This window comes from Nonomuraea sp. NPDC050540, assembly GCF_044457485.1.
Classification (GTDB): domain Bacteria; phylum Actinomycetota; class Actinomycetes; order Streptosporangiales; family Streptosporangiaceae; genus Nonomuraea.
This window is the reverse complement of sequence record NZ_JBITHA010000024.1, coordinates 102,516-128,400: the sequence shown is the minus strand read 5'-3', so window position 1 is coordinate 128,400 and position 25,885 is coordinate 102,516. Positions and strand designations below refer to the sequence as shown.

Genomic DNA, 25,885 nt, shown 5'->3' with positions numbered 1-25,885 from the left:
CAGTCCCCGAACTGGGAATCAGTCGTTGTCGTCCAGGTATCCGGCGAAGCCCAGGAACAGGAAGCCGCCGATCGTCACCAGGAATCCCGCGCCGAACAGGACCCACGCCCAGACCAGCTTGCTCCGGGCGTTCTCCGGCTCGGTGTCCACCTTGCTCAGGCCCAGGCCGGCCATGACGGCGCCGGCGATGGCCACGAAGTTGCAGCAGGCGACGATCGAGATGAGGTTGAGGACGAGCGCGACGATGGCGTTGGTACGCAGCCCGTCGTTGCGCGGCTGATGGGGCGGCGGGTAACCGGGTCCGTACCCGTAGCCGGGAGGAGGCTGTTCGCCGTATGGGGCGCCGTACGGCTGATAGGGATCGCTCATAGCACTCCAGATTTATCACGATGTCGCCATAGATCTGGTCTCTTGGGCGCATCTAGAGAGGCGAGACATGAGGAGGGCAGGTGCATCCGGATGACCGCCGAGGCTTCACCCAGTTCGTCGCAGCACGTTCAGACAGCCTGATCAGGCTGGCCTACGTGCTCACCGGCGACCAGCACTCCGCCGAGGACCTCCTGCAGACGGCGCTGATCAAGACCGCCGGCCGCTGGCGGGGCATCCGCGGTGACCCCGAGGCGTACGTCCGCCGGGTGATGTACCGGGAACAGGTGAGCCTGTGGCGCAGCGCGCGCTGGGGACGCGAGCGCGTGGTCGAGAAGCCGCCGGAACGCGCGAGCGGCGACGCCACCGCCGAGGTGGACGAACGGCTCGCGCTGGAACACGCCTTACGGCAACTGCCGCCGCGCAAGCGCGTGGTCCTGGTGCTGCGCTACTTCGAGGACCTGCCCGAGTCGGAGGTCGCGCGGATCATGGGCTGCTCGGTGGGCACCGTGCGCAGCCAGTCCCACCAGGCCGTCAAGCGCCTGCGTGCCCTCGTCGGCGACCGTGTCAACCAGGAGGCCTGAACGATGGCAGTGGACGAACGCACGATCGGCGAGGGCCTGCGCCGCATGGCCGGGCGGGCGGAGCCGGTGGACGGGGAGATGGTGGCGGCCCAGGTGCTGCGCTCGGCGGGGCGGCGGCGCCGTACCGGATGGGCGGTGGGGGTGGCCGGGACGGCGGCGGCGCTCGCCTTCGGCGCGGTGGCGGTGACGAACCTCCCCGACCCGGGCGACCGGACGGCCGCCGAGGTCGACCCGACCTTCACCGGACTGACCCTGGCGCCCACGCCGCCCCTGCCCGCGGCGCCGCCGATCGAGGGGCTGCCGGCCAACACGCCCGAGCAGTTCCGGCAGGTGCGCGACTGCATGCCCCAGGGCGGGCCGGTGCACGGCATGGACGGCGAGCGGCGCGTCCCGCACCACGGGGTCGCCGAGGACTTCAGGCTGCTGGCCGAGTCGCGCGACAAGCTGGGCGTGACCCAGCTGATGGGCAGCAGGAAGGGGCTGGTGCTGTGCACGCCGGGCGTGCTCGACGTCAGCTACCCCGAGCGGCCGATCTTCACCTACTGGGGGCGCGAGGAGCCGGGGAGCCTGGCCTTCGACGGGCCGCTGTCGGTGGACGTCCACGACACGCAGACGCAGTCGGAGGTGAATCCGGGCACGGACGGTGATCCGTCGTTCATGGTGGTCGCGGGGAGGGCGGCCGAGCGGGTGCGCCGGGTCGAGGTCGCCTGGGCGAGCGGGCAGCGGATGGAGGCGAGCCTCACCGGCGGCTTCTTCATCGCCAGGACGCGGGTCACGGAGCGGAACAAGACGCTCCCCAAGGTGGACGTCACGGCCTACGACGCCGACGGGAAGGTGCTCGACCAGCGGAAGGGGCTGGAGAACCTGTTCGCCGGCGCCCTCGACGTGGACGACTAGAGCCTGGTCCGCAGCTCCTTCCGGTCGATCTTGAGCACGCTGGTGACCGGAATCGTGTCGACGAAGTGCACCTCGCGCGGGTACTTCACCCGGCCGACCCGGTCGCGTACCCACGCGATGAGCTCCTCTCCCGCGGTCTCGGCGCCGGGACGGAGCTGGACGAACGCGACGACCTCCTCGCCGTGGCGCGGGTCGGGACGGCCGACCACCCCGGACATGACCACGTCCGGGTGCCGGTTGAGCGCGTCCTCGACGTCGCGCGGGAAGACGTTGAAGCCGCCGCGGATGATGAGGTCCTTCTTGCGGTCCACGACGTAGAGGTAGCCGTCCTCGTCGAGGCAGCCGATGTCGCCGGTACGCAGTTCGCCGTCCACGATCGGGGAGCTGAGGCCGCCCCAGTAGCCGAGCATCAGTGACGTGCCGCGGATGCAGATCTCGCCGATGTCGCCGGTCTCGACAGATTCGCCGGAGTTGTCGCGGACGGTGAGGGTGTAGCCGGGCAGCGGCAGGCCCACGCTGCCGATCCGGCGCCGTCCCGGCGGGTTGAAGGTGGTGACCGCGATGGTCTCGGTCATACCGTAGCCCTCCAGGATCTGCGTGCCCGGCATCCGGCGCTCGAACTCGATCAGCGTCTCGCGCCCGAGCGGCGCCGCGCCGCAGGTGAGGAAGGCCAGGTCGGGCAGCGGGTGCTCCTCGAGCGGTTCGGCCAGCAGCATCTGGATCATCGAGGGCACGACGGTGCCGAACTGCGCGCGTTGCTCGGCGGCCAGCGCCAGGAACGGCTTGGGTTCGAACCAGCGCATCAGCACCGCCTGCTGCGGCTCCTCGGCGTGCATCTCGGCGACGGTGATGATCAGGCCGTAGGCGTGGGAGAGGGGCACGGGCACGATCGCCCGGTTGAGCCCCTCCTGGTGGGACATGGCGAAGGCGTCCTTGGCGACCTGCCACAGCCCGCGGTGGCTGAGCTTGACGCCCTTGGCGCGCCCGGTGGTGCCGCCGGTGTACATCAGCGCCGCGAGATCCCCGGGGTCCACGGTGACGGGGCCGTGCTCGGGCGCCTGCTCAAGCTCCCCCGTGTCCAGAAAAATCCGCACTTCATCGGGTACGGCCAGCCGCACCGTCTCCACCAGCTCCGGCGACGTCACCACCGCCACGGCGCCGCTGTCGGCCAGGATGTGACGCAGCTCGTCCGGGCCCACCAGGAACACGACCGGCGTGACCACCGCACCGGCCGCCCATAACGCCTGGTAGACGATGGCGACGTCGGGACTGGTCGCCATCATCACGGCCACACGGTCGCCGGGCCGTACACCCGCGGCCACGAACCCGCCGCAGACCCGCCTGGCCCGCTCGGCGAGCGTGTGACGGCGGTGCCACGCACCGTCGTAGAACACCGAGTCGTAGTCGCCGAAGCGCTCCCACGACTCCTCTGCCAGCCTGCCCAGCGTTTGCTCGGTCACAGGATCAAGCTGATGCGGTCAACGGCCGGTAGTCAAGTCTTCATTGCAGGCCGGCGACTCCGGTGATGCGGTGGAGGGCGAAGCGGTGGACCGCGGCGCGGGTCTCGTCGTAGGCGGTCAGGTAGCCGCCCTCCATCCTGGCCGGCTCCAGGATGCGGGAAGTGGCGTTGCCCTGGGAGTCGAGATAGCCGATCCACACGCGTACGCCCTGGCGGATGGCCTCCTGCAGCGCGGAGATCGTCGCGGTGGCCGGACCGCGCGGCACCTGGCCGTCGGGCGCCTCCACGGGCTCGCGGCGGGCCAGGTGGGCGGCGTCGCCGGCCCGCAGCGCGCGTACGGCCGCCGCCGCCACCCCGGAGTCCAGCCCCGTCGCCGAGGCCACGGAGCGGACCGGCGCGATGCCCTCGGTACGCCGGCTGTCGAGCTGGCTGATGATGACGTCGCCGTCGAGCGACTCGGCGACCGGCGCGTACCCCATGGCGCGCAGCGAGTCGACCAGCACCGCCCGCGACGAGCGGGAGGCGATCACGGTGGGCGCGAGCCTGCGCAGCCTGAGCTGGGCGGCGCGGCGGTCGGCGGTGATCTGGTCGAGCAGAGCCGGGTCGTCACAGCGGATGTACGCGCTCGCGGTGCCGACGCGCATGCGGCCGTGGCGCCGGGCGACATCGGCGACCAGGTAGGACAGGGCCTGCGGCACCGGCGTGGCCGAGTGGCGGGCCAGCATGGCGAGCAGTTCTTCGGCGCCGTGGCCGGCGTCGAGCGCGCGGCGGACGGAGGATTCGCCGAAGCGGTAGACGGTCGCGCCGCCCTTGGACTCGATGTCGGCGGTCAGCGTCATCCAGCGGTTGAGGTCGCTGGTCAGCGGGCCCGGCGCGACGGCGGTCAGGTCGGCCTGCAGGAGCACGTGGTCGACCGGTTCCGGCAGCAGCGGCTCCAGGGCGGCGGCGGCGTCCAGGCCGTCGCGTAGCGCCCTGGCGTGCCCGGACAGCACGCCGAGGCCGGTGACGCCCACCTGCTCGGCCTCGCGCAGCGCGAACTCCATGAGCTGCTCGCGCAGCGCGCCCCGGCGTCTCGGCTGCTCCCACGCCAGCCGTTCGGCGATGGACTCGCGCGTCGGCGCGAGCCCCGCGGCGGCCGCCAGGACGCCCAAGGTCGCGGCCCGCACGCCGGGCGCGGCCGAGCGGCGCAGGTCGGTGTGCAGCGCGTTGAGCGGCCGGTCGCGCTCGTCGCGCTCGCCCACCAAACCTGGCACGCGGTCCATCTGCAGCCACGTCGTGGCCAGCACCACCCAGCGGGCGGCGGTCGGCTTGACCCTCCACAGGTCGTAGCCGGTCGTGGGCAGCCACTCGCCGTCCACGGCGCCGCCCGCGGCGATCAGCCCGGCCGCGTGGGTCACCTCGACGACCAGCGCCGCCGCCCACTCGGGCAGGTCGAGGTCGGTGGCGGCGCGCTTGAGGTCGCGCACGCCCAGCCCGCCGGTGCGCAGCACGCCCGGCGGGTCGACGCTCCACCGTTCGCACAGCTCCTCCACCGAGCGCACGAACGCGAACGCCTGCCCGGCGGCGGTACGGTCGGCCATCTTCTGGTCGCGCTCGGAGCCCTCCAGCGCGGGCGCGGTGGCCCGTAGGTCGCGGTGGACGCGCCCGTCGCGCAGGTAGAGGCCGACCTCCCGGGGGAGCGTCACGCTCTCCTCGCCGGTGGCGGCCAGCAGGGCGCGGGCCAGCAACTGCTCGATGGGCGAGCGGGCCGACTCGACGCGTACCTCACGCCGGGCGTTGGGCACCCGGCCGGTGGGCGGGCCCCAGGCCAGCTGTTCCAGCGCCGCCCGCGCCTCGCCGGAGACGTCCTCGATCAGCTTGCCGGGCTCGGCCAGGGCGGCGGCCAGGCGCTCCTTGCCGGTGCCCGAGGTGCCGGGGGCGATCTCGTCGGCCATGTCCGCCAGCTGATCGGGCGGATGGTGGCGGAACGCCTCGGCCGCCGGTGGCCCCAGCCCCGCGGGGTCGTCGAGTACCTTGCGCACGCCGGGCGCCAGGTCGAGCGCGCTGTCCGGGCCGTAGACGAGCGCGAGTTCGCGCAGCCGTTCCAGGGCGGCGGAAAGTTCGGGCTCGGGCTTGCCCTCCGCCAGCGCGCGGCCGATCACGGCGCGCAGGCGCGCCTTCGAGATCGGCTTCTCCTGTACGGCCAGCGTCTCGACGACCGCCAGCGTGAACCGGTCGAGCCGGTCGAGAACCCTGCCGATCGCCGAAGGACTGCCCGCCCGTGAGGCGAGGCCTTCCAGATGGGCGGGCACCGGGGTGATCAGCTCGGGGCGCGCCGAGACGAGCGCCCTCAGCTGTTCGTCGGTGCGCCCCCTGATCCACTCCGTGAACTCCATCGATGCCATGGTATGTCGCAGGTGATTCGGGCAGCATGGCTCCCGTGACAGAGCGGGCAGATCAGCTGATTCTTAATTACGTGAGCGCGGCTGCCGACGCCGCTCACGGCGTGCTCAGAGCGGATCAGCGGCTCGACTTCTCCCGGCGGCTGCGCGCCAGGATCGAGCAGGAGCGCCAGGGCAGCCAGAGCGCCCGTGACGTGGCGAAGGTGCTGGCCCGCTTCGGCGATCCGGAGGCGCTCGTGGCCCGCGAGGCCCGCAGGCTGGCCGAGGGACAGCCCGGGGAGCGGGAGCCCGAGTCCACCGCCGCGTTCCCGAAGATCCGCGACGACCCCGGGCTGCCTCCCGGCGCCGCCAAGAGCGTCAAGCTCGCCCAGGACCGGCTCTCGCGGCGGCCGGGACGCGGCATGCCGCTGGCGGGGCTGCGCAGGGCGGTGATGTCCAGCGCCAACCCGATGACCACCGAGGGCCGCGACGCGGGCACCATCGTCAAGGAGCACCCACGCGAGACGCTGGCGATGGCCCTGCTGCTGGTGGCGGCGCTGATGGTGCCGTTCAACCTGCCGTCGGTGGCCATCTTCACGGTCCCGATCATCATCTGGGCGATCGGCACCGTGATCGTGCTGCTCAGCGACAGCTGGACGTGGCGCGACCGGCTGCTCGGGACCAGCGCGCCCATCCTCGGCTACTCGGTCGGCGGGGTGCTCATCGGCGGGCTGCGGGTGGGGGCCACGGCCGGGTTCGAGCGGTTCTTCACGGAGTTCTTCAACGTCAGCGGGATCATGTTCATGATCGGCGCGGGGCTCGGGGTGGTCCTGCTGGCCTACCGCCTCTTCAACGTCAGCTGACCGGTGCGGGGCTCGGCAGGAGGCCGACGGCCAGGCGTACCCAGGCCGCCACGAACTGTTCCTTCTCCGCGTGGCCCGGCGTCTCGCCCACGGTCTCCTGGAAGAGCCGGTAGTGCACCACGGCGCCGCCGAGCACCGCGGCGATCGCCGGCCAGTCGATCTTGGCGTCGGCGTACTCGGGCTGGGTGGTGAACCAGGTGGTGATCGCGTCGAACATGGGCTGCAGCAGGCCCTCCCTGACCACCGTGACCAGCTCGGGGAACTGGCTGAGGTCGCGGAAGAAGACCCGGGTCAGCTCGCTCTCCTCGCGTACCTTGGCCAGGCCCGCGCGGCACACGTGCGACAGCCGCAGCTCCAGCTCGGCCGACTCCATGCCGCCGAGTTCGGCCAGGCTCTCGGCCACCTGGGCCTTGGTGCGGTTGGCGTGCTCGTTGATCGCCGCGGCGAGCACCTCGTACTTCGACTTGAAGTGCCGGTAGAGGCCGCCGGCGCCCGGTGAGAGCCCGGAGGCGGCCTCGATCTCGGCAACGGACGTGGCGGAGTAGCCCCGCTGCGCGAACAACCGCAGGGACTCGTCGATGATCCGCTCACGCGTGCTGGTGCTCGGCGATCTTGTCATGTCTTACCCGTTACCTCCGCAAGGAGCGTAGCCGTCATGGAGCCAAGCGCCGGACAAGGCCCGCGGCCACGGAGCCGAGGATGAGCCACACCACGGCGGCCAGACCGTAGTTGACCAGGGTTTCCCAGCGGGCGTCGGTCATCCGGAAGAGGTTGGACAGGCCCAGGGAGAGCCCGGAGGCGAGCGATTCGACCAGTTGGTACCAGGTGTTGGCGGGGTTCGCCCGGAAGACGGTGAACACGGCGTAAAGGACGACCACGAGCGCGGCTAGGCGGGAGGCGACCCTGATCACCCAGACGGCGAACGTCACCGTCCGCTGCCACGCACCGGGCTTCCTGACGGCCGAGGGTCTGGCGGGGCGGTGGGGGCGGGTCTGCTCCAGCGGGGCCGCCACCAGCTTGTCACCCGGCTCTGGCGGCCTGGGGGTCTCCGACATGGGCACTCCCTCGATAAGTAATTCCTTTCTGCCCTCTCCACGGTCCCACAATTACCCTCGTTACGCTTCCTTTGGCATGCTGCTGGCGTGACTGCTTCTGTGGGCTTCGACCTGGATATGACGCTTGCCGATACTCGATCGGGCATTGCCGCCGTCTACGACGAGCTCGCCAGGCGGCTCGACGTGGAGATCGACAGCCAGGCCATCATCGCCAGGCTCGGGCCGCCGCTGGAGCTGGAGATGGCCAACTGGGTGCCCGAGGAGCGGGTACCGGCGGCGGTGACGCTGTTCCGCCAGATCTACCCCGACCTCGCCGTCCCCGCCACCACCGCCATGGCTGGAGCGCACGAGGCCGTCGAGGCCGTCAGGGCCGCCGGCGGGCGCGTCATCGTGGTCACCGGCAAGAACGTCCACGACGCCCGCCGTACCGTGAGCTGGCTCGGGCTGAAGGTCGACGAGGTGGTCGGATCGGTGTTCGGGGCGGCCAAGGGGGCGGCGCTCACCTCGTTCGGCGCCGCCGCGTACGTGGGGGACCACGTGGCCGACATCGAGGCCGCCAGAGCGGGCGGCGCCGTCAGCGTGACGGTCGCCACCGGCCCCTACACCGTGGGCGAGCTGCGTGATCACGGAGCGGATGTGGCACTGGGCGACCTGACGGAATTCGCGACATGGTTTGGCGATTGGCGTCAGGTGTAATTCGGGGCCAAATACCCGGTCGCTACGGGGCTCTCCGGGGCATAACCTACATCCATCCTTTTTCCAACGTTCCGAACGAGGTCCCTCCTGTGCCGAGTGGCAAGGTCAAGTGGTACGACGCCGACAAGGGTTTCGGCTTCCTCACCCGCGACGACGGCGGTGAGGTATTCGTTCATTCCTCCGCGCTTCCCACTGGTTCTGCCCCGCTGAAGCCCGGCCAGAAGGTCGAGTTCGGCGTGGCGGAGGGCCGACGCGGCCAGCAGGCGCTGTCGGTGCGCATCCTCGACCAGCCGCCGACGCTCGCCAAGGCCAAACCCAAGGGCAAGCGGAAGAAGCCGGACGAGCTGGTCGTCATCGTCGAAGACCTGATCAAACTGCTCGACGACCTGTCCACGTCCTACCAGCGGGGCAAACACCCCGACGCGGCCCACTCCAAGAAGATCGCGGCCGTGCTCCGGGCGGTCGCCGACGACGTGGACGCCTAGCCGTAGGGGTTGGTGAGCGGCTTGGTCCGGTCGAGCGGACCGGGCTGCGCGTCCGGCGTGGGCGGCTCCTCGTGCGCCCACGCCTGCTCCGGCTCCCTCGGGACCGGCGCCGTCGGCGGCTGCCGCTCCTCATGGATCTGGGCGTTGACCGCCTTGATCCGCCGCCTGCGCCGGATCAGCAGCCAGACCAGCCAGGCGAACAGCACCACCGACAGCGTGATGAAGCCGGGCGGGCCGTTCTCGGTCAGGGACAGCAGCAGGCCGACCAGCCCGCCGAACACCCAGGCCATCTGCAGCAGCGCCTCGACCACGCCGAAGGTGGACGAGCGCACCTCCTCGCCGATCTCGCGCTGCACGATCGCGTCGAGCGCCAGCTTGCCGAGCTCCTGAGCGAAGGCGGTGATGAGCGCGACGGCGATGGCCGTCCACAGGTTGAAGAAGATCGCGGTGGCCACGGTCATCGCGACCGTCAGCCCCAGCGTGAGCAGCACGATGAGCTGCGGCGAGTGGTTACGCGCCCAGTTGGCCACGGCCGCGCCGACCAGGCCGCCCAGGCCGGCGGCCAGCGCGAGCACGCCGATCGTCTTGGGCACGTCGAAGAAGGTGTCCTTCACCTGCAGCCACGGCGCGCCCAGGTCCTGGACCAGGAACAGCATGAAGAACAGCAGGAACCCGGAGAACAGGCGAACGCCCACGTTGGCCAGCATCGCCTCGGTCACCGCGGGGCCCACGTTGAGCAGGCTGCGCCAGCGCTCGGCTCTGCCGCCCTCCTCCGGGGCCTCCTCCTCCAGGTCGGGGGAGTCGACGTGGCGCGGCAGCCGTACCGCGAAGACGCCGACCAGGAGGAAGGCCACCATCGCGACGCGCAGCATCACCGCGCTGCCCAGCCACGCCGTCAGACCCGCGCCAACGGGTACGGCGATGCCCGCCGTCACCAGCGAGAACAACGCCACGCGCGCGTTGGCGGAGACGAGCGTGATGTCGGCGGGCAGCACGCTCGGCATGATCGCCGCCCGCGAGACCGTGAACGCCTTCGACAGCACCAGCACACCCAGCGCTCCCGCGAACAACGTCGGCAGGTCGCCCGGCCCCACCGCCGCCGCCATCGCGAAACACAGCAGCCCCCGGCCGAACAGCGTCCCGGCGATCACATAGCGCCGGCCCGAGCGGAACTTGTCCAGGATCGGCCCGACGAAGGGCGCCACCAGCGCGAACGGAATCATGGTGATCACGAGGTAGAGCGCCACGGAGCCGCGCGCCTCGCCGACGGGGACGCCGAAGAAGACCGTGCTGGCCAGCGCCACCGTCACGAACGCGTCGGCCGCGCTGTTGCCGATCGACAGCTCGATCAGCCGCCCCAGGCCGGTACGCCCGGCGCCGTTGGCATGGGTGAGGCGGCGCGTGGCCTGCCCCATCTTGTGCGCGCCCCGAGCGGTGGCGACCCCGGCCCGCTTGGTACCCGTGGCGGTGGCCCGGCCGGCGCGCCAGGAAGCACGGCCCGCCTGGGCCGCGCCCTTGCCGACACGCCGCGAGATCTCTCGCGCCTTGTTCCAGCCTTCCGCCACGTCTACCAGTCTTACCCGATTTGCGGTCGCTCTCGGACCCGGATTCTCTGTGAGGGCGCTGTCAGGTCCGCCCATGGGTGAGAATGAAGTGTGAGCGAACAGCACCTTTCGGCGGAGGCGGTCCGATGACCCGCACCAGGACACGCGTGGCCCCGCCCGACCAGGCCTGCGTCGCCGCGGTCGATCTGGCCCGCGCCGCCGCGCTCGAGCTCGCCTGGCCCGGCGAACCCGGCGATCACCTGGGCGTCGAGAGCGAGGGCGACCGGGTCGTCACCCACTACTTCGCCTGCCAGGACCGGGCGTACCGGGGCTGGCGCTGGGCCATCACCGTCACCCGCGCCTCGCGCGCGAAGATCGTGACGGTCAGCGAGGCCGTGCTGCTGCCCGGCTCGGGCGCGCTGCTCGCGCCCGAGTGGCTGCCGTGGAGCGAACGGCTGCGCCCCGGCGACCTCGGCGTGGGCGACCTGCTGCCCACGGCCGACGACGACGACCGCCTTGAGCCCGGTTTCGCCGAGACCAGCGACGACGGCGACACCCAGATGATTTTCGAGTACGGCCTGGGCCGGGCCCGTGTGCTCTCGGCCGCCGGCAGGGACCGGGCCGCCAGACGCTGGCACTCGGGCGAGCACGGGCCGCACACGCCGATCGCACACGCCGCGCCCGCTCAGTGCTCCACCTGCGGCTTCTTCTTGCCGCTCGCGGGTGTGATGCGGCTGGAGTTCGGGGTGTGCGCGAATGAGTACGCCCCGGACGACGGCAAGGTGGTCTCCGCCGACCACGGCTGCGGCGCCCACTCCGAGGCCGCGGTCATGCCGCCTCCGGTGGAGCAGGCCTCGCCCATCCTCGACGACATGGGCTTCGACCTGATCGAGGACGAGGCGGGCTCGGTCGACGAATCGGCCTCCGAGGAGCTCGGCCACTCCTGACTTCACTGTCGGTCGGGGCCGCTAATCTTCGGGGACCCCTACCCGCATTGGAGGATCGTGGACAGCTTCGGCACCGACCGGATGCGCGCGGCGGTCCTCACGGCCTGGACGGCCTCGCCCGCCCGTTTCCGTGAGGACGCCAACGCCGAGGAAGACTTCGCCCTCGGCGGTTATCGAGATCGGCTCATCGTCGAGCTCGCGCAGAACGCCGCCGACGCCGCCCTGCGCGCCGGCGTGCCGGGGGTGCTGCGGCTCAGCCTCGACGGCGACGTGCTCACCGCCGCCAACACCGGCGCGCCGCTCGACGCGACCGGCGTCGAGGGCCTGTCCACGCTGCGCGTGTCCGGCAAACGCGACGAGGCGGGCGCCGCCGGGCGCTTCGGCGTCGGGTTCGCCGCCGTCGTCTCGGTGACCGACGAGCCGTCCATCGGCTCACGCGAGTCCGGCGCGGTGCGCTGGTCGCGCGAGGAGACCACCGCTCTGGTCGCCGGTGTACCGGTCCTGGCCGGTGAACTGTCCGGGCGTTCCGGGCACGTCCCGCTGCTGCGCCTGCCGTTCGCGGCCGACCCGCTCACGGTGCCCGACGGTTTCGACTCTCTGGTACGGCTGCCGCTGCGCGACAAGACGGCGGCCGAGGCGGTCCGGCGGATGCTGGCCGAGACCAGCCCGGCGCTCCTGCTCGGCCTGCCCGCGCTCGAAGCCATCGAGATCGAGCTCGACGGCGCGCTGCGCCGGGTGGACGCCGACGGATGGCACCTGGTGGCCGACTCCGGCGAGTTCACCGCCGAGCAGGTGGCCGAGCTGTTCGCCGACCGGCCCACCGAGGAACGGGCCCGGCCCTACTGGTCGGTGCGCTGGGCCGTACCCGTGGACGGGGTGGTCACGGAAGGGGCCGCGCGGGAGCCGCGGCCGCTGCCGGCCGGTGTGCCCGCGGTCGTGCACGCGCCCACGCCCAGCGACGAGGCGCTCGACCTGCCCGCGCTGCTCATCGCCTCCTTCCCGATGGCCACCGACCGGCGGCACGTGGCCAAGGGCCCGCTGACCGACTTCCTCATCGACAAGGCCGCCGAGTCGTACCTGCGCCTGCTCAAGGAGCTGCCGCGCACGCCCAAGCTGCTCGACCTGGTGCCCGCGCTCATGGGCAAGGGCGAGCTCGACGCCCGCATCCGCCGCGCGATCCTGCGCCGCCTGCCCGCGGCCCCGCTGCTGCCCGCGCTGTCGGCGCCCGCTCCGGCCGTGGAGACCGCGTCGTTCAGCGAGGCCGCCGTCTACGAGCCCGACGCCCAGTGGCACGTCGAACACCCCGCCCCCGCCAAGGGGCCCGACGGCTGGGTCGTGGCGGGCCGCGAGGCGGCGGTGGTCGCCGGGGCGAGTGACCTGCTGGAGGCGGTCGCCGGGTTCGTTCCCGGCCTGCTGCCCGCGGGCTGGCCGGCGCGGCACCCGGCGATGGCCTCGCTCGGCGTGCGCAGGGTCGAGCTGGCCGACGTGATCGACCTGCTGTCCGGCGAGGGCGTCGAGGGCCGCGACCCCGCCTGGTGGCACGCGCTCTACGACGTGCTGCCCTACGACGACCCCGAGTCGCTCGGGGCGCTGCCGGTTCCGCTGGCCGATGGGCGGCTGGTGCGCGGGCCGCGCGGCACGCTCATGCTGAACGGGGCCTCGCTCGACCTGGAGGCGCTGGGCCTGCGGATCGTCCACCCCGACGCGGCGCACCCGCTGCTGCTGCGCCTCGGCGCCGCCGAAGCCACCCCGCGCACCGTGCTCGAAGACACGCTCACCCGCACCGCCATCGCCGAGTCGCTCGACAGCGACGACCCGGAACCGATCGCGCGCGCCGTACTCTCCCTGGTCGACGCCGCCGCGCTCGCGCCCGGCGAGGCGCCGTGGCTGGCCGAGCTGGCCTTGCGCGGCGCCGACGGCGAACGCTACGCCGCCGGTGAGCTGCTGCTGCCGGGCGGGGTCCTGGCCGGGCTGCTGGAAGAGGGGCCGCTGGTCGCCGACGAGCTCGTCAGCGCGTACGGTTCGCGCGTCCTGGTCGCCGCCGGGGTGCTCGACGGCTTCGCCGTGGTCAACGACGCCGACGTCCTGCTCGACCACGACGAGTGCGACCATGACCTCGACGGCGAGGAGGCCTGGCTCGACCACGTCCACGACCTGCTGCCCGACCTTGAGGTGCCGCCGGTCGTGGCCGAGTTCACCGCCGTACGCGACCTGGAGCTGGTCGCCGACTGGCCCGCCGCCCTGCCGCTCCTCACCCGGCCGCCGCTGCGCGGGGCGCTGCACCCGCTGCGGGTGGACGGGGTGGAGGTGCCCTCGTACACGGCGTGGTGGCTGGCCGGGCACCCCGTGCTCGACGGCCGCCGTCCGCGCGAACTGCGCCTGCCCGGCGCCGACCCGCTGCTGCAGGGCCTCTACACCGACGCGCCCGCCGGGCTCGACGAGAGCGCGCTGTCGATGCTCGGCGTACGCACCACGCTGGCCGACCTCCTCGCCTCCCACGGCGGGCCCGAGGAACTGCTCGACCTGATGGCCGACGCCGCGATCGTGGTCGACCGGGCCCAGTTGCGGGCTCTGTGGATCGCGCTGGCCGGGGTCTCGCCGTCGCGGGTGGCGCCGCCGTCCCGGGTCCGCGCGGTGCTCGACGGCGAGATCGTGGTGGCCGCGGCCGACGACGCCGTGGTGGTGGAGGCGCCCGACCTTTTGCAACTGGTGGCGGCGCGGCCGTTGGTGCTGGCGTCCTATGACCTGGCGGAGTCGCTGTCGGAGCTGCTCGACCTGCCGTTGGCGGGGGAACTGGTGAGCGGCGAGGTGACGTCGGAGGGGCAGGTCAGGCCGGTGCCGCCGGAGGTGCGGTCGCTGCTTCCCACCGCGCCCGAGACGTACGTGGAGCACGAGAAGCTGCTGGTGGACGGGGTGCCGTGCGCGTGGCGGTACTTCGACGGCTCGATCCACTGCACGGGGGTGGACGGGTTGGCCAGGGGCTTGGCCTGGGCGGTGGGCCAGTGGTCCGACCGTTTGGCGGTGGCGGCCCTCCTGCGCGACCCCGCCGCCGTCCCCCTCCTCCTGGCCGAAGCCGACCTCTCCTGAAAGCGTGGTCCTCGCCTGGGGCTCGGGCTGTGACAGCGGGCCCGAAGGCGTGGTCCTCGCCGGGGGTGTTTCGCGCTTTGGGCTCGGGCTGCGACAGCGGGAGCAAGCCCCCGCGCCTCCGGCGAGAGGCCTTCCGGCCCCTCGCGCTCCCCGGTCGTGGGCCGGATTCGGCCTGGTCGTATCCGGGGCTGGACGACCACGGCCCAGGTCGCCCCGTGGCGTTGGATGCGCGCAGGGTCGTCGCCGTGGCGGGCATGGCGTCATCCGCACCGGCAGGCGGCGATCGGGGCGTGCCGGCTGCCGGCGACGCGTCTATGGCGACGGCCGGGAGGCGAGGATGGCGCAGACGCGGTCCGGGGCGCAAGCGGCCGGGTCGGTTTCCTGTGCGCGTCGCCGGAGAGTGAGCAGGGTTGAGCGGGCCGAGATGAGTTCGTCGATACGTTCGTTCACCTGGGTCAGATGTGCCTCGATCAGCTCGCCCACGTGCTCGCAGGGCGCCTGGCCCGCATCGCGGATGTTCAGGACCTCGCGGATCTGGGCCAGGGACAGCCCGGCGGTCTGGGCGTCGCGGATGAAGGCCAGGCGGTCGACGGTGGCGGCCGGGTAGTCGCGGTAGCCGCCGCTGGTGCGTGGGGGTTCGGGCAACAGCCCGGCCTGCTCGTAGAAGCGGATGGTCTTGGTGCTGACGCCGGCCTCGGCGGCGAGCGTGCCGATGCGCATAGCCCCAGGGTATGGCCTTGACCTTCCAGTGCGCTGGAAGGTTTAGCGTGTGCGCATGGAGATCGTGCTGTTGAGCGTGCCGGGCTGTCCGAACGCTCCCGTCCTGGCCGACCGCCTCGTCCGGGCGATGGCGGAGGTGGGGGTCGCCGACACGGTCGTACGCCGGACGGTGAGCACCGATAAGGAGGCGCGGCGGTGGGGCCTGCGCGGGTCTCCCATGCTCCTGGTGGACGGGCTTGACCCGTTCGGCGTCGCGGGGATGCCCGTCAGCATGTCGTGCCGGCTCCAGGAGATGCCTTCGGTCGCGGAGTTGCGGCAGGTGTTGCGGCGTACGTCCGCGATGGTGTGGTCGGACGCGCTGGGCCGTGCCGTTCATCTGAAGGACTCATGGTGATCGTGTGCCCATTGCTGGAAGCTGCGCGGTCGTTTCCCGGTGACGTCGGCGACGGTCGAGGTGACCAGGGACGAGGCCGAGCGGTTCTCGGCCGCCGACAGCAGCGCGTCCACGAGGGTGGGTGGGCGGCCGTCGGCCAGCATCTGTGCTCGTGCGTCCTGGACGGCGACCTCTTCGAAGCGGAGCTCGCGGCCGATCGCCGCGCCGATCGCCAGGACCTGCGCGGGGCGGCTGATCGTCTGGGGTCCAGTGAGCCGGTAGGTCGCGCCCACGTGAGCGTCGTCGGTGAGCGTGCGGACGGCGACGGCCGCGATGTCGCGCGGGTCGATGACCGCCGTCGCCGCGGTGAGCGGGCCGCGCACCACCCCGGTGGCCCGGATCTGCTCGGCCCAGCCCAGGGTGTTGCTGGCGATGGTGTCGACCCGCAGTACGGTCCGGGGCAGGCCGGACTCCTCGATCAGGCGTTCCATGCCGGCGTGCAGTGTGAAGATGGGGTCGTCTCGTTCCTCGGGGCGGCCGTCCACGCCGATCGAGGACAGGTAGACCAGGCGCTGGGCGTTCCGGGCGATCGCTTCCAGTACGCCGGGCGCGCCTTGGGCGGTGAGGAAGGGCCACACCAGGAAGACCGTCTTGATGTCGGTCAACGCCTCGGCCAGTCCGTCCGGGGCGTCGAGGCTTCCGGCCGCGACGCTGATGCCGCCGGGCACTCGGGTGGTTGCCGCCGCGCCCGGACGCACCAGGGCGCGGATGCCGGCCGTACCCATGGCGTGGAGCTGGGAGAGCACGTGTCGCCCGACGTTTCCCGTGGCCCCGATCACCAGAATCATCGCCTCATCCCTTCCCGAGGTTTCCGTTCCCGGCAATCGTGCGAATCCGGTGGGCCGCCTGGCGACTCAGAACCGGATGAACGAGCTGAATTCGACATCTCATAGGCTGGTAACGGTGGGAACCGACATCGCGGACGAGCTTGACCGGCGGCTGATCCACGCGCTCCAGCTCGACGCGCGCGCACCGTTCAGCCGCATCGCCGAGGTCCTGGGCGTCTCCGACCAGACGGTCGCGCGTCGCTACCGGCGGTTGCGTTCGGCCGATCTGCTGCGGGTCGTGGCGGTGCCGGCCGCGAACTTCTACGGGCACGGGCGGTGGATGCTGCGCCTGCGCTGTGTCCCGGGGGCGGCCGACGCGATCGCCTCCGCGCTGGCCCGCCGTCCCGACACGGCCTGGGTGCAGGTGGTCTCGGGGGGCACCGAGGTGCAGTGCGTCACCCGCGCCCGAGTGCCCGGCGAGAGCGAGCACCTTATCCTGGAACGCCTGCCTCGCAGCGGACGGGTGGTGGACATCACCGCCTACTCGCTGCTGCACACCTTCTATGGCTCACCCGGACGCGTCCGGCTGCTCAACGCCCTCACCCCGGAGGAGGCGGGCCAACTCGGCCCGGGGCCTGACGCGGTGACAGGAGCCGGCCTGCCGCACTGCGACGCCGACGACCTGCGCCTGCTGAACGTCCTCGCCCACGACGGCCGTACGGGACCGGCCGACCTCGCGGCGGCCACCGGCTGGTCGCCATCGACCGTGCGGCGGCGAATGGACGAGCTCCATGCAAGCGGCGCGCTCCACTTCTACGCCGAGTTCGATCTCGCCTACCTCGGCTACCGCGCGGGCATACGGCTGTGGGCCACGGCCCCGCCCGCCGAGCTGGCCGCCACCGGGGAGGCCCTGGCCTCCCACCCCGAAACGGTCTTCGCCGCCGCCACCACCGGGCCCACCAACCTGGTCGCCACGGTGATCTGCACCGACGCGCATGACGTGTACCGGTACCTCACCGAACGCGTCGCGGCCCTGCCCGCCATCACCCATGTGGAAACGACCCCGGTCATACAGACCCGTAAACGCGTCGGCCGCCTCCTTCGGCCCTTGGCCCCAGCACCGGCTTAGCGGCATCGACGACAGGCGGCCCGCGCCCGCCGGTCAGGTGCTCCGCGGCAGGTGGGCCAGGGCGGCGTGCATCTCGGTGGGGTAGGCGGCCCGCACACGGGCGGGCATCGGGCGGCCGATCATCGGTCGCTCTCCTTCTCGCCGGTGGTGCAGCAGTCGCCGCCGCACGTGGCCGGCTCGATCGACTCGCCGTCGCCAGCGCCGTCGCCAGCGCCAAGGCCAGGGCTGGCGACGGTGTGGGTGCGGGTGCCGGGGTGGCTGGGGAGGGCGCAGCAGGCGTCGCCGCGCCAGGCTTCGCGGCCTTCCTTTACGGCGACGGCCGCGATGACCAGGGCGGCGATCGGGTCGGCCCAGGACCAGCCGAACAAGCTGTTGAGCGCCAGGCCCACCAGCAGCACCGCGGACAGGTAGGTGCACAACAACGTCTGCTTGGAGTCGGCCACGGCGGAGGCGGAGCCGAGTTCGCGGCCGGCGCGGCGCTGGGCGGCCGACAGGAACGGCATGACGGCCAGCGACAGGGCGGCCAGGATCAGGCCGGGCGTGGAGTGCTCGGCCTCGCCGGCGCCGGCCAGGGCGCGTACGGCGTCGAAGGTGACGTAGGCGGCGAGCGCGAAGAACGAGATCGCGATGACGCGCAGTGCCGTCTTCTCCCGCTTCTCGTGGTCGGTGGCCGAGAACTGCCAGGCGACCGCCGCCGCGGAGGCGACCTCGACCACGGAGTCGAGACCGAAGCCGATCAGGGCCGAGGAGGAGGCGATGGTGCCGGCGGTGATGGCCACGACGGCTTCGATCACGTTGTAGGTGATGGTCGCGGCGACCAGCAGGCGGATACGGCGGCGCAGTACGGCCCGCCGCGCCGGTGCCGGCCCGAGGCCGGGCAGGTTCAGCGCGGTCACGCGCCCACCCCTCCCTCGGCAGGCACGGCGGTCTCGGCGCCGCCGGGGACGGAGATGGGGGCGCCGCCGGGGGTGGAGACGGGGCAGAGGGTGACGGCGTGGCCGGTGGCGGCCAGCAGTTGTTCGGCGGCGCCGAGCAGGTCCATCAGTTCGGGCCGGGTCAGGGCGTAGAAGGACTGGCGGCCTTCTGCGCGGTAGTCGACCAGGCCGCAGCCGCGCAGGCACGCCAGGTGCTTGGACACGGTGGACTGCGCCAGGCCCAGCTGGTCGGTCAGGTCCACGACGCGGGCCTCGCCCTGGGCCAGCCGCTGCACGATCTTCAGCCGGGTCTCATCGGCCAGCGAGTGGAACAGCGCCGCCGCCGGGGGGATGCCCGCGGCGATGTCGGTGTTCACACATCGACCGGCATCACTATCAATCGCCATATGGCGATGATAGTCCGGCATCGCGATATATTGTCAACGGTCATGGCGTCCGGGGCTTACCGTCGGGGTATGGCACAGGACATCGCCCTTGACCAGGGATGGGCTCCTTCGGCGTGCACGCTGCCCACGGCCGAGCGGCCGGTGCGGCTGGCCGAGTTCGACGCCTTCTTCGCCGACGCGGTCCAGGCAGTGCGGCGCCCCGGGCGTGAGCTGCTCAGGCTGGAGCTCGTCTTCAGCCCGGAGCGCGCCGCCCGTGCCGCCGAGCTGAGCGCGCGGGAGAACGGCTGCTGCTCCTTCTTCACCTTCACCCTGACCATCGCCGAGGGCCGCCTGACGCTGGAGGTGGCGGTGCCGGCCGTACACGAAGAGGTGCTGGACGCGCTCCAGGCCCGCGCCACGGCAGCAACCTCGGCATGAACGCGCGTCACGCACAGGACCCGCGCCCGCGATGAGCCGGACCACCCGCATGGAAGATCATCAGATTGCCGTCTACCTGGCCGCGATCGCCGCCGGGGCGCTGCTGGGATGGGCGTTGCCCGGACCGGGGGCGGCCCTGGCCGGGGCGATCAACCCGGTGCTGGGCGCGTTGCTGTATGTGACGTTTCTGCAGGTCCCGGCCGCCGGTCTGGTGCGCGCGCTGCGCCAGGGCCGGTTCCTGGCCGCCGTCTTGGTGGTCAACTTCGCCGTGGCGCCGGTCGTGGTCGCGGTGATGCTGACGCTGCTGCCCGCCGATCAGGCCATCCGCATCGGCGTGCTGCTGGTCCTGCTCACCCCGTGCGTCGACTACGTGATCGTCTTCAGTGGCCTGGCCGGCGCCGCCGCCGACCGGCTGCTGGCCACCACCCCGATCCTGCTGCTGGCCCAGATGCTCGCCCTGCCGGCGCTGCTGTGGCTCTTCCTCGGCGCCGACCTGGCCGCGACGGTGCGGCCCGGCCCTTTCGTCGAGGCGTTCGTCGTGCTCATCGTCATTCCGCTCGCACTGGCCTGGGCCACCCAGGCCTGGGCCGCGCGGGCCCGGCCCGGCCGCGTGCTCGCCGCGGCCGCGGGCGTCGCGATGGTGCCGTTGATGGCCGCGACCCTGCTGGTCGTGGTCGCCTCCCAGGTGCCCGCTCTCACCGCCGGCCCGGCCGATCTGGCCGATCTGGCCGGTGTGGTGCCGTTCTACGCCGCTTTCCTGATCGTCATGGCCTTCGCCGGGCTTGGCGTCGCCCGCCTGTTCCGGCTCGGCACCCGCGACGGGCGCGCGATCGTCTTCACCGGCGCCACCCGCAACTCCCTGGTCGTGCTCCCGCTGGCGTTGGCCCAGCCCGCCCACCTCGCCCTGGCCGCCGCCGTCGTGGTCACCCAGACCCTCGTCGAGGTCATCGGCATGCTCGTCTACATGCGGGCCGTACCACGCCTCCTGCCCGCTGCGCCGGAGACCGCGAACCGCGCCGAAACGAGCCCATGAGCAGATGCCCCTCCCTGGATGGGAGGGGCATCGGGGCCGGGCGGCCGCCCCCGTCAGGCCGCCGGCCGGGTCAGGCGGCGGGGCAGGTGGCGTCCTTCTGGGGGAGGGTGCCGTTGAGGAGGTAGGTGTCGATGGCGCGGGTCACGCAGCTGCTGCCGCTCAGGTACGCGCCGTGCCCCTCGCCCTCGTACGTGAGCATGACGCCGGTCTTGAGGCTGGCGGCCAGGCGGGGCGCCCACTCGTACGGCGTGGCCGGGTCGCCCTTGCCGCCCACCACCACGATCGGGGCGGAACCGGTGGCGTCGACGCGCTTGGCGTCGTCGTTGGCGCCGCGCACCGGCCAGTAGCGGCAGATGGAGGCGAGCCCGCCGTTCTCCATCATCGGGTTCACCGCGAGGGTCGCCTTCTTCACGTCCTCGATGTCGGCGTCGGTGGGGCGTTCTGGGCTGTCGACGCAGTTGATGGCCTGGAGGCTGGTCATCATGGTGTTGTACGTTCCGTCGGGCCTGCGGCCGGTGTAGAGGTCGGCCATGCTCAGGAGCGCCTGGCCGTTGCCCTTCTTGGCCGCCGCGACGGCCTGCTCCAGCACGGGCCAGCTCATCTTGGAGTAGAGGGCGGCGATGACGCCGGTCTGGGCCAGACCGCCGGTCAGCTCGCGGTCGCCCACCTTGACGGGCTTGTCGTCCAGGGACTTCAGGAAGGTCTGGAGGTCCTTCTGGACGGCGGCGGGTGTGGCGCCGAGGTCGCAGGTCTGGGCGACGCAGTCCTTGGCGAAGGCGTCGAAGGCCTGCTTGAAGCCCTTGGCCTGGGTGACGGCCCGCTCCTTGAAGCTGACCGAGGGGTCGAGGGCGGCGTCCAGGACGAAGCGGCCGACGTTCTTGGGGTGCTTGGTGGCGTAGACGGCGCCGAGCTGCGTGCCGTACGAGAGGCCGAAGTAGTTGAGCTTGTCGTCGCCGACGGCGACGCGGATACGGTCGAGGTCCTCGGCGGCGTTGGCGGTGCCCACGTGGGGGAGGATCTTGCCGGACTCCTTGGCGCAGGTCGCCGCGAACTCCTTCATCATGCGGTCGAAGTCGGCGGACTGCGGGGAGACGGCGGCGAACTTGTCGATGTCGCCGCACTTGACGCCGGAGCTGCGGTCGACGCCGCGCGGGTCGAAGCTGACCAGGTCGTAGCGGGTGCCGAGGCTGGCGAACGCCTTCGAGGCCAGGGCGAGGGTGTCGACGCCGGAGCCGCCGGGTCCGCCGAAGTTGAAGACCAGGGAGCCGAGCCGGTCGCCGGTGGCCTTGATGCGGATGAGCGCCAGGTCGAGCTTTTCGCCGTCCGGTTTGGCGTAGTCGAGGGGGACGGGGAGCTTGCCGCACTCCAGGGAGGCGTCCTTCAGGGGCTTGCCGTCGGGCCCGGTCAGGTCGGTGCAGGGGGCCCAGACGACGGCCCCGGTCGTCTCCTTCTTCTTCGCGACGGGGGCCGGGTCCGGCTTGGCCGCGGTGCTGCATGCGGTGAGCGCCGTCGCGAGCAGAAGGGTCGTCGTCAAGGTCTTCTTCATGCCCTCAAGCATGGTCAGACCGGATTTGCCCAGGTAGTGGGAGATGACAGCAGTTGCGGGTGACTTATGTCAGCGCCTGCGCCTGACAAACCAGATTCCGAACAGGCCGAAGCCGGCGCCGGTCAGACAGGTCCAGATCCACCAGGTGTTCTCGGGCGCGGGCCGGAAGATCAGCAGAACGACGAGCGCGACCGCCCAGAGCGCGGTGCCCACGGCGATGGCGGCCGGATCGTTGGTCTTGATCGGTTCCGGTTCTGGTCGCCATTCGCGTTTCACATTGTCCAGGGTAGCTTCCAATACCATCTCGATACGATCACCTACGCTTTTCATGTGTTGCGACGGCTGTCACCCTTCGCGCGTGAACAGCACTCTTGACCGGTTCTTCAGCATCACCGCACGAGGTTCGACGCTCTCCCGTGAGGTCCGCGGCGGCCTCGCCACCTTCTTCACGATGGCCTACATCGTGGTACTCAATCCCTTCATCATCGCCACCAAGCCGGACGCCGACGGACAGTTCATCGGCGACGGAACCAGCCCCAACATCGCCCTGGTCGCGGCCGGAACCGCGTTCGTGGCCGGTGTCCTGACCATCCTCATGGGCGTCGTCGGCAGGGTGCCGTTCGCCATGGCCGCCGGGCTCGGCCTCAACGCCTTCGTCACCTTCGGCATCGCCACCCAGATGAGCTGGGAGGAGGCGATGGGCCTGGTCTTCGTCGAGGGCGTGATCATCGGCATCCTGGTGCTGACCGGGTTCCGCGTGGCGGTGTTCAACGCGATCCCCACGCAGTTGAAGACCGCGATCAGCGTGGGCATCGGTTTGTTCATCGCGCTCATCGGCTTCGTGGACTCCGGCTTCGTCCGCGGCAACGCGGTGCCGCCGCTGACCCTGGGCATCGCCGGGGAGCTGACCTCCTGGCCGGTCCTGGTGTTCATCGTCGGCCTGCTGGCCACCGCGGCGCTCGTGGCGCGCAAGGTCAAGGGCGCGATCCTGATCGGGATCGTCGGCACGACCGTGCTGGCCGCGGTCGTCGAGCTGCTCTTCCGCCCGGGGGCGTTCTCCAAGGACAACCCCGGCGGGTGGATGCTGAACGTCCCGCACATCACCTCCGACATGTTCGGCATCACGAACCCGCTGGTGCTGTTCACGGAGTTCGACCCCATCGGGGGTTTCACCCGGGTGTCGGTGCTGCTGGCCGTGCTGCTGGTGTTCACGCTGCTCGTGACGGACTTCTTCGACACGATGGGGACCATCGTCGGCGTCGGCCGCCAGGCCGACCTGATCGGCCCGGACGGGCAGCTGCCCAGGACCAAGGAGATCCTGCTGGTCGACTCGATCGGCGCGGCGGCGGGCGGCGCGGGTTCGGTGTCCTCCAACACCACCTACGTCGAGTCGGCCTCCGGTGTGGCGGAAGGCGCCCGTACGGGCCTGGCCAGCGTCGTGACCGGCGTGCTCTTCCTGGTCGCGATCTTCCTGGCGCCGCTGGTCAAGGTGGTTCCGTACGAGGCGGCCGCGCCCGCGCTGGTCATCGTGGGCTTCCTGATGATGAGCGCGATCAAGGAGATCGACTTCAGCGACTACGAGGTCTCGATCCCGGCGTTCCTCACGATCGTGCTCATGCCGTTCACCTACTCGGTCTCCAACGGCATCGGCGCCGGATTCGTCAGCTACGTGCTGATCAAGGTGCTGAAGGGCAAGGGCCGCGAGGTGCACCCGCTGATGTGGGGCGTCTCCCTCCTGTTCGTCGTGTACTTCGCCCTGGGGCCGATCAGGGACCTCATCGGTTTGTAGCGCCCGCGACCAGCTCGGCCACCTTCGCCCTGGAGGTCAGGCCGAGCTTGGCCAGGATGTGCTCGACGTGCGTGTCGGCGGTCCGCTTGGAGATGTGCAGCCGCTCGGCGATCGCCCGGTTGGACAGGCCCTCGCGCAGCAGCACGGCCACCTCCCGCTCCCTGCGGGTCAGCAGCTCCATCGCGGGCCCGACGGCCACCGGGGCGCAGCCGGGCAGCCGGTCGGCGTCGGCGAGCGCGGCGCCGACCACCTTCTCCAGCGGCGTGCGGGCGCCGTGCTCGCGTTGTTCGGCGAAGCGCTTCTCGCCGAGCGCGGCCAGCACGGCGCCCGTCGCGCTCTGGTGGAACTCCTCCATCACGACCGTGCCGCTCAGCCGCAGCCCGGTCATCCGCCAGAGCCGGTCGGCCGCGCCCAGCAGCCAGGCCGCCCGCTGCGCGCGACCGCGTACGGCGGCCAGCCAGGCGTGCGTCTCCAGGCAGTAGGCCGTGCCGATCATGTCGCCCAGTTCCGTCTTGATCCCGATCGCGGTACGGCCCGCCGTCTCACACCCCTCGTAGTCGCCCTTGCCGAACAGGGCGGCACTGGTGATGTAGTACAGGTATCCGCGCAGCCACTGCTCGCCGGTGCCGTGTCCCAGCCGCAGCAGCCCGTGCTCGCACAGCCGCCGCGCCTCCTCCGGCTCGCCGGCCAGGTGGTGGCGGTAGCCGTCCTGGGCGTCGAGGGCGACCAGCCCGATCCGGTCGTCGACCTCTTCCATGATCTTCAGCGCGGTCTCGGCGGCCTCGGCCGCCTCCCCGAGCCGGCCGGCGAAGCAGAGCGCCAGGTGCCGGTAGAGCAGAATGCGCCCGGCCAGCAGCCGTTCGCCGAGCTCCTCGGCCATGGGCAGGGCCTCGTCGCAGTCGGACAGGGCGGTGTCGAGATCGCCCTGGAAGGCGATCAGGTACGCGCGCACGCCGAGCGCCCTGGCCCGCTGACGGGAGGGCGCGGTGCACCGGTGCAGCACCTGGCCCAGCCAGTAGCGGCTCTCGGTGTACAGGCACGAGATCTGCCAGTAGCCCCAGAGCGCGTTGATCAGGTCGGCGGCCACGTTCGGGTCGGGCAGGAGCATGGCGTGCTCCATGGCCGCGCGCAGGTTGGCGTGGTCGCGCCGCAGCGCCCGGTAGCGCTCCACCTGGTCGTCGTCGATGAAGTGCTCGTCGAAGTAGGCGGCCAGGCGGTGGAAGCGGGCGATCTGCCGGCCGCGCACGGCGGCCTGCTCGCCGCTGCGGGCGAGCTGGTCGGCGCCGTACTCGCGGATGGTGTCGAGCTGGCGGTAGCGGGCGCCCGGTTCGTCGGCGAGCAGGACGAGCGATTTGTCGACCAGGCCGATCAGCGTCTCCATGACGGTCTCGACGGGCAGCCGGTCGTCGGCGCAGACCTCCTCGACGGCCTCCATGTCGAAGGATCCGGCGAACACCGACAGCCTGGCCCAGAGCACTCGCTCCGCCGGGGTGCACAGGTCGTGGCTCCAGTCGATGGTGGTGCGCAGCGTCTGGTGCCGTGGCAGCGCCGTACGCCGGCCACCCGTCAGTAACCGGAAGCGGTCCTCAAGACGCTCGATGAGCTGCTCCAGCGGTACGGCCCGCAGCCGCACGGTGGCCAGCTCGATCGCCAGCGGCATCCCGTCGAGGCGGCGGCACAGCGCGACCACCTGGTCGCCGTTGGCCTCGGTGAGCTGGAAGCCGGGCACGACGGTGGCGGCGCGCAGGGCGAACAGCTCGATGGCGTTCCCGCTCCCGGCGGCGAGGGCGACGGAGTCGGGCACGGGAAGCGGCGCGATCATATACGTATGCTCGCCGGGAACGTCGAGCGGCTGGCGGCTCGTGGCCAGTACGCATACCCGGGGTGTCTCGCGCATGAGGATGTCGGCCAGGCCCGCGCAGGCGTCGATGAGGTGCTCGCAGGTGTCCAGGATGAGCAGGATGTCGCGCTCTTGGAGGTGGTCCAGGAGCGTGTCGAGCTGGGTCTGCCCGGCTTTCTCCGGAAGTCCGAGCGCCGTGCACGCGGTGTGGGTGAGGAGTTCGGGATCGCGCAATGCGGACAGCTCGATGAGGCAGATTCCGTCGGCGAAGCGCTCCTTGACGGCGTCGGCGACCCGCAGGGACAGGCGGGTCTTGCCGACGCCGCCCGGTCCGGTGACCGTCACCAGGCGCTCGCCGGTGAGGAGGGCGGCGAGCTCGGACTGCTCGGTCCGGCGCCCGATGAACGCGGTGACGTCGCGGGGGAGCTCTCCTGGCCGTCTGCGGAACGTGCCTAGTGTCATGTTCGGATCGTATTCATTGCGTAACGATCGGTTATGGGATTCCGCGCAATCCGTGGAGTACGTATGCCGAGAGAGCAGGTCGCCG

At 71.7% G+C, this 25,885-nt stretch carries 25 protein-coding genes; 12 read left to right on the top strand and 13 right to left on the bottom strand.

The annotated features are described in order from the left end of the window. Positions 1-18: 18 nt before the first annotated feature. A complete protein-coding gene (locus tag ACIBI5_RS48715; protein ID WP_397098453.1) occupies positions 19-369 on the bottom strand; it encodes a hypothetical protein in 351 nt (116 codons plus the stop codon). 80 nt (positions 370-449) lie between these two features. On the opposite strand from ACIBI5_RS48715, the gene ACIBI5_RS48710 reads away from it, so the two are divergent. Then, positions 450-950 carry a SigE family RNA polymerase sigma factor gene (locus ACIBI5_RS48710; RefSeq protein WP_397257756.1) on the top strand — a complete coding sequence of 167 codons (501 nt, stop codon included), beginning with the start codon at positions 450-452 and terminating at the stop codon, positions 948-950. A 3-nt stretch (positions 951-953) separates the two neighbouring features. Continuing rightward, the gene (locus ACIBI5_RS48705) at positions 954-1,847 is read left to right on the top strand and encodes a hypothetical protein (RefSeq protein WP_397257754.1); all 894 of its coding nucleotides are present in this window, start codon (positions 954-956) and stop codon (positions 1,845-1,847) included. On the opposite strand, the gene ACIBI5_RS48700 is transcribed toward ACIBI5_RS48705, so the two are convergent. Next, positions 1,844-3,307 carry a class I adenylate-forming enzyme family protein gene (locus tag ACIBI5_RS48700; RefSeq protein WP_397257752.1) on the bottom strand — a complete coding sequence of 488 codons (1,464 nt, stop codon included), beginning with the start codon at positions 3,305-3,307 and terminating at the stop codon, positions 1,844-1,846. The genes ACIBI5_RS48705 and ACIBI5_RS48700 overlap by 4 nt on opposite strands. 40 nt (positions 3,308-3,347) lie before the next feature. Beyond that, the gene (locus ACIBI5_RS48695; RefSeq protein ID WP_397257750.1) at positions 3,348-5,681 is read right to left on the bottom strand and encodes a helicase-associated domain-containing protein; all 2,334 of its coding nucleotides are present in this window, start codon (positions 5,679-5,681) and stop codon (positions 3,348-3,350) included. A gap of 44 nt (positions 5,682-5,725) precedes the next feature. Between ACIBI5_RS48695 and ACIBI5_RS48690 the strand changes: the two genes are divergently transcribed. Beyond that, positions 5,726-6,529, top strand: coding sequence for a hypothetical protein (locus ACIBI5_RS48690; RefSeq protein WP_397257748.1), 804 nt, complete (start codon positions 5,726-5,728; stop codon positions 6,527-6,529). Here ACIBI5_RS48690 and ACIBI5_RS48685 read toward each other — a convergent pair. Next, the gene (locus ACIBI5_RS48685) at positions 6,522-7,148 is read right to left on the bottom strand and encodes a TetR/AcrR family transcriptional regulator (RefSeq protein ID WP_397257746.1); all 627 of its coding nucleotides are present in this window, start codon (positions 7,146-7,148) and stop codon (positions 6,522-6,524) included. The two genes, ACIBI5_RS48690 and ACIBI5_RS48685, sit on opposite strands and share 8 nt — an antisense overlap. Before the next feature lie 34 nt (positions 7,149-7,182). Beyond that, positions 7,183-7,584 (bottom strand): hypothetical protein, encoded by a 402-nt coding sequence (locus ACIBI5_RS48680; protein ID WP_397257744.1) that lies wholly within the window; start codon positions 7,582-7,584, stop codon positions 7,183-7,185. An 87-nt stretch (positions 7,585-7,671) separates the two neighbouring features. Between ACIBI5_RS48680 and ACIBI5_RS48675 the strand changes: the two genes are divergently transcribed. After that, positions 7,672-8,280, top strand: a complete 609-nt coding sequence (locus tag ACIBI5_RS48675; protein WP_397257742.1) for an HAD family hydrolase — start codon at positions 7,672-7,674, stop codon at positions 8,278-8,280. An 89-nt stretch (positions 8,281-8,369) separates the two neighbouring features. After that, positions 8,370-8,765: a cold-shock protein gene (locus ACIBI5_RS48670; protein ID WP_184972024.1), complete on the top strand. Its 396-nt coding sequence runs from the start codon at positions 8,370-8,372 to the stop codon at positions 8,763-8,765. On the opposite strand, the gene ACIBI5_RS48665 is transcribed toward ACIBI5_RS48670, so the two are convergent. Next, positions 8,762-10,330, bottom strand: a complete 1,569-nt coding sequence (locus ACIBI5_RS48665) for an MFS transporter (protein ID WP_397257740.1) — start codon at positions 10,328-10,330, stop codon at positions 8,762-8,764. The two genes, ACIBI5_RS48670 and ACIBI5_RS48665, sit on opposite strands and share 4 nt — an antisense overlap. A 125-nt stretch (positions 10,331-10,455) precedes the next feature. Here ACIBI5_RS48665 and ACIBI5_RS48660 point away from each other — a divergent pair, with 125 nt between their 5' ends. Together ACIBI5_RS48660 and ACIBI5_RS48655 are read left to right on the top strand one after the other, a co-directional pair. Next, on the top strand, positions 10,456-11,256 hold the full coding sequence (locus tag ACIBI5_RS48660) for a DUF3027 domain-containing protein (protein WP_397257738.1): 801 nt from the start codon (positions 10,456-10,458) through the stop codon (positions 11,254-11,256). A gap of 54 nt (positions 11,257-11,310) precedes the next feature. Beyond that, positions 11,311-14,343 carry a sacsin N-terminal ATP-binding-like domain-containing protein gene (locus ACIBI5_RS48655; protein WP_397257774.1) on the top strand — a complete coding sequence of 1,011 codons (3,033 nt, stop codon included), beginning with the start codon at positions 11,311-11,313 and terminating at the stop codon, positions 14,341-14,343. Positions 14,344-14,655: 312 nt separating this feature from the next. On the opposite strand, the gene ACIBI5_RS48650 is transcribed toward ACIBI5_RS48655, so the two are convergent. Next, positions 14,656-15,063, bottom strand: coding sequence for a heavy metal-responsive transcriptional regulator (locus tag ACIBI5_RS48650; protein WP_397257736.1), 408 nt, complete (start codon positions 15,061-15,063; stop codon positions 14,656-14,658). Between the two features lie 55 nt (positions 15,064-15,118). Between ACIBI5_RS48650 and ACIBI5_RS48645 the strand changes: the two genes are divergently transcribed. Continuing rightward, complete coding sequence (locus ACIBI5_RS48645; RefSeq protein ID WP_397257734.1) at positions 15,119-15,457, top strand: hypothetical protein; 339 nt, start codon at positions 15,119-15,121, stop codon at positions 15,455-15,457. On the opposite strand, the gene ACIBI5_RS48640 is transcribed toward ACIBI5_RS48645, so the two are convergent. After that, a complete protein-coding gene (locus ACIBI5_RS48640) occupies positions 15,436-16,284 on the bottom strand; it encodes an NAD(P)H-binding protein (RefSeq protein WP_397257732.1) in 849 nt (282 codons plus the stop codon). The genes ACIBI5_RS48645 and ACIBI5_RS48640 overlap by 22 nt on opposite strands. Positions 16,285-16,399: 115 nt before the next feature. Between ACIBI5_RS48640 and ACIBI5_RS48635 the strand changes: the two genes are divergently transcribed. Then, positions 16,400-17,392: an Lrp/AsnC family transcriptional regulator gene (locus ACIBI5_RS48635; protein WP_397257730.1), complete on the top strand. Its 993-nt coding sequence runs from the start codon at positions 16,400-16,402 to the stop codon at positions 17,390-17,392. Positions 17,393-17,511: 119 nt separating this feature from the next. Here ACIBI5_RS48635 and ACIBI5_RS48630 read toward each other — a convergent pair whose 3' ends face one another. Further along, positions 17,512-18,288, bottom strand: a complete 777-nt coding sequence (locus ACIBI5_RS48630; protein ID WP_397257728.1) for a cation transporter — start codon at positions 18,286-18,288, stop codon at positions 17,512-17,514. Then, the gene (locus ACIBI5_RS48625; RefSeq protein ID WP_397257726.1) at positions 18,285-18,713 is read right to left on the bottom strand and encodes an ArsR/SmtB family transcription factor; all 429 of its coding nucleotides are present in this window, start codon (positions 18,711-18,713) and stop codon (positions 18,285-18,287) included. Before ACIBI5_RS48625 ends, ACIBI5_RS48630 begins: the two co-directional genes overlap by 4 nt. Positions 18,714-18,782: 69 nt before the next feature. On the opposite strand from ACIBI5_RS48625, the gene ACIBI5_RS48620 reads away from it, so the two are divergent. Then, positions 18,783-19,130 carry a hypothetical protein gene (locus tag ACIBI5_RS48620; RefSeq protein ID WP_397257724.1) on the top strand — a complete coding sequence of 116 codons (348 nt, stop codon included), beginning with the start codon at positions 18,783-18,785 and terminating at the stop codon, positions 19,128-19,130. A 49-nt stretch (positions 19,131-19,179) separates the two neighbouring features. Then, a complete protein-coding gene (locus tag ACIBI5_RS48615) occupies positions 19,180-20,163 on the top strand; it encodes an arsenic resistance protein (protein ID WP_397257722.1) in 984 nt (327 codons plus the stop codon). A gap of 70 nt (positions 20,164-20,233) precedes the next feature. Here the strand turns inward: ACIBI5_RS48615 and ACIBI5_RS48610 are convergent, their stop codons facing one another. Together ACIBI5_RS48610 and ACIBI5_RS48605 are read right to left on the bottom strand one after the other, a co-directional pair. After that, positions 20,234-21,709 carry an alpha/beta hydrolase gene (locus tag ACIBI5_RS48610; protein WP_397257720.1) on the bottom strand — a complete coding sequence of 492 codons (1,476 nt, stop codon included), beginning with the start codon at positions 21,707-21,709 and terminating at the stop codon, positions 20,234-20,236. 69 nt (positions 21,710-21,778) lie between these two features. After that, complete coding sequence (locus ACIBI5_RS48605) at positions 21,779-21,985, bottom strand: DUF2530 domain-containing protein (protein ID WP_379618274.1); 207 nt, start codon at positions 21,983-21,985, stop codon at positions 21,779-21,781. A 52-nt stretch (positions 21,986-22,037) separates the two neighbouring features. Between ACIBI5_RS48605 and ACIBI5_RS48600 the strand changes: the two genes are divergently transcribed. Then, on the top strand, positions 22,038-23,498 hold the full coding sequence (locus ACIBI5_RS48600; RefSeq protein ID WP_397257718.1) for an NCS2 family permease: 1,461 nt from the start codon (positions 22,038-22,040) through the stop codon (positions 23,496-23,498). Here ACIBI5_RS48600 and ACIBI5_RS48595 read toward each other — a convergent pair. Further along, positions 23,485-25,800: an ATP-binding protein gene (locus ACIBI5_RS48595; protein ID WP_397257716.1), complete on the bottom strand. Its 2,316-nt coding sequence runs from the start codon at positions 25,798-25,800 to the stop codon at positions 23,485-23,487. The two genes, ACIBI5_RS48600 and ACIBI5_RS48595, sit on opposite strands and share 14 nt — an antisense overlap. Positions 25,801-25,885 lie beyond the last annotated feature (85 nt).

Excerpts from the sequence above, each read along its gene's own strand:
- ACIBI5_RS48640 (WP_397257732.1), bottom strand. The coding sequence starts at position 16,284 with ATGATTCTGGTGATCGGGGCCACGGGAAACGTCGGGCGACACGTGCTC.
- ACIBI5_RS48715 (WP_397098453.1), bottom strand. The coding sequence starts at position 369 with ATGAGCGATCCCTATCAGCCGTACGGCGCCCCATACGGCGAACAGCCT.
- ACIBI5_RS48600 (WP_397257718.1), top strand. The coding sequence starts at position 22,038 with ATGTGTTGCGACGGCTGTCACCCTTCGCGCGTGAACAGCACTCTTGAC.
- ACIBI5_RS48610 (WP_397257720.1), bottom strand. The coding sequence starts at position 21,709 with ATGAAGAAGACCTTGACGACGACCCTTCTGCTCGCGACGGCGCTCACC.
- ACIBI5_RS48650 (WP_397257736.1), bottom strand. The coding sequence starts at position 15,063 with ATGCGCATCGGCACGCTCGCCGCCGAGGCCGGCGTCAGCACCAAGACC.
- ACIBI5_RS48645 (WP_397257734.1), top strand. The coding sequence starts at position 15,119 with ATGGAGATCGTGCTGTTGAGCGTGCCGGGCTGTCCGAACGCTCCCGTC.
- ACIBI5_RS48685 (WP_397257746.1), bottom strand. The coding sequence starts at position 7,148 with ATGACAAGATCGCCGAGCACCAGCACGCGTGAGCGGATCATCGACGAG.
- ACIBI5_RS48595 (WP_397257716.1), bottom strand. The coding sequence starts at position 25,800 with ATGACACTAGGCACGTTCCGCAGACGGCCAGGAGAGCTCCCCCGCGAC.
- ACIBI5_RS48680 (WP_397257744.1), bottom strand. The coding sequence starts at position 7,584 with ATGTCGGAGACCCCCAGGCCGCCAGAGCCGGGTGACAAGCTGGTGGCG.
- ACIBI5_RS48615 (WP_397257722.1), top strand. The coding sequence starts at position 19,180 with ATGGAAGATCATCAGATTGCCGTCTACCTGGCCGCGATCGCCGCCGGG.
- ACIBI5_RS48660 (WP_397257738.1), top strand. The coding sequence starts at position 10,456 with ATGACCCGCACCAGGACACGCGTGGCCCCGCCCGACCAGGCCTGCGTC.
- ACIBI5_RS48625 (WP_397257726.1), bottom strand. The coding sequence starts at position 18,713 with ATGGCGATTGATAGTGATGCCGGTCGATGTGTGAACACCGACATCGCC.
- ACIBI5_RS48620 (WP_397257724.1), top strand. The coding sequence starts at position 18,783 with ATGGCACAGGACATCGCCCTTGACCAGGGATGGGCTCCTTCGGCGTGC.
- ACIBI5_RS48705 (WP_397257754.1), top strand. The coding sequence starts at position 954 with ATGGCAGTGGACGAACGCACGATCGGCGAGGGCCTGCGCCGCATGGCC.
- ACIBI5_RS48695 (WP_397257750.1), bottom strand. The coding sequence starts at position 5,681 with ATGGAGTTCACGGAGTGGATCAGGGGGCGCACCGACGAACAGCTGAGG.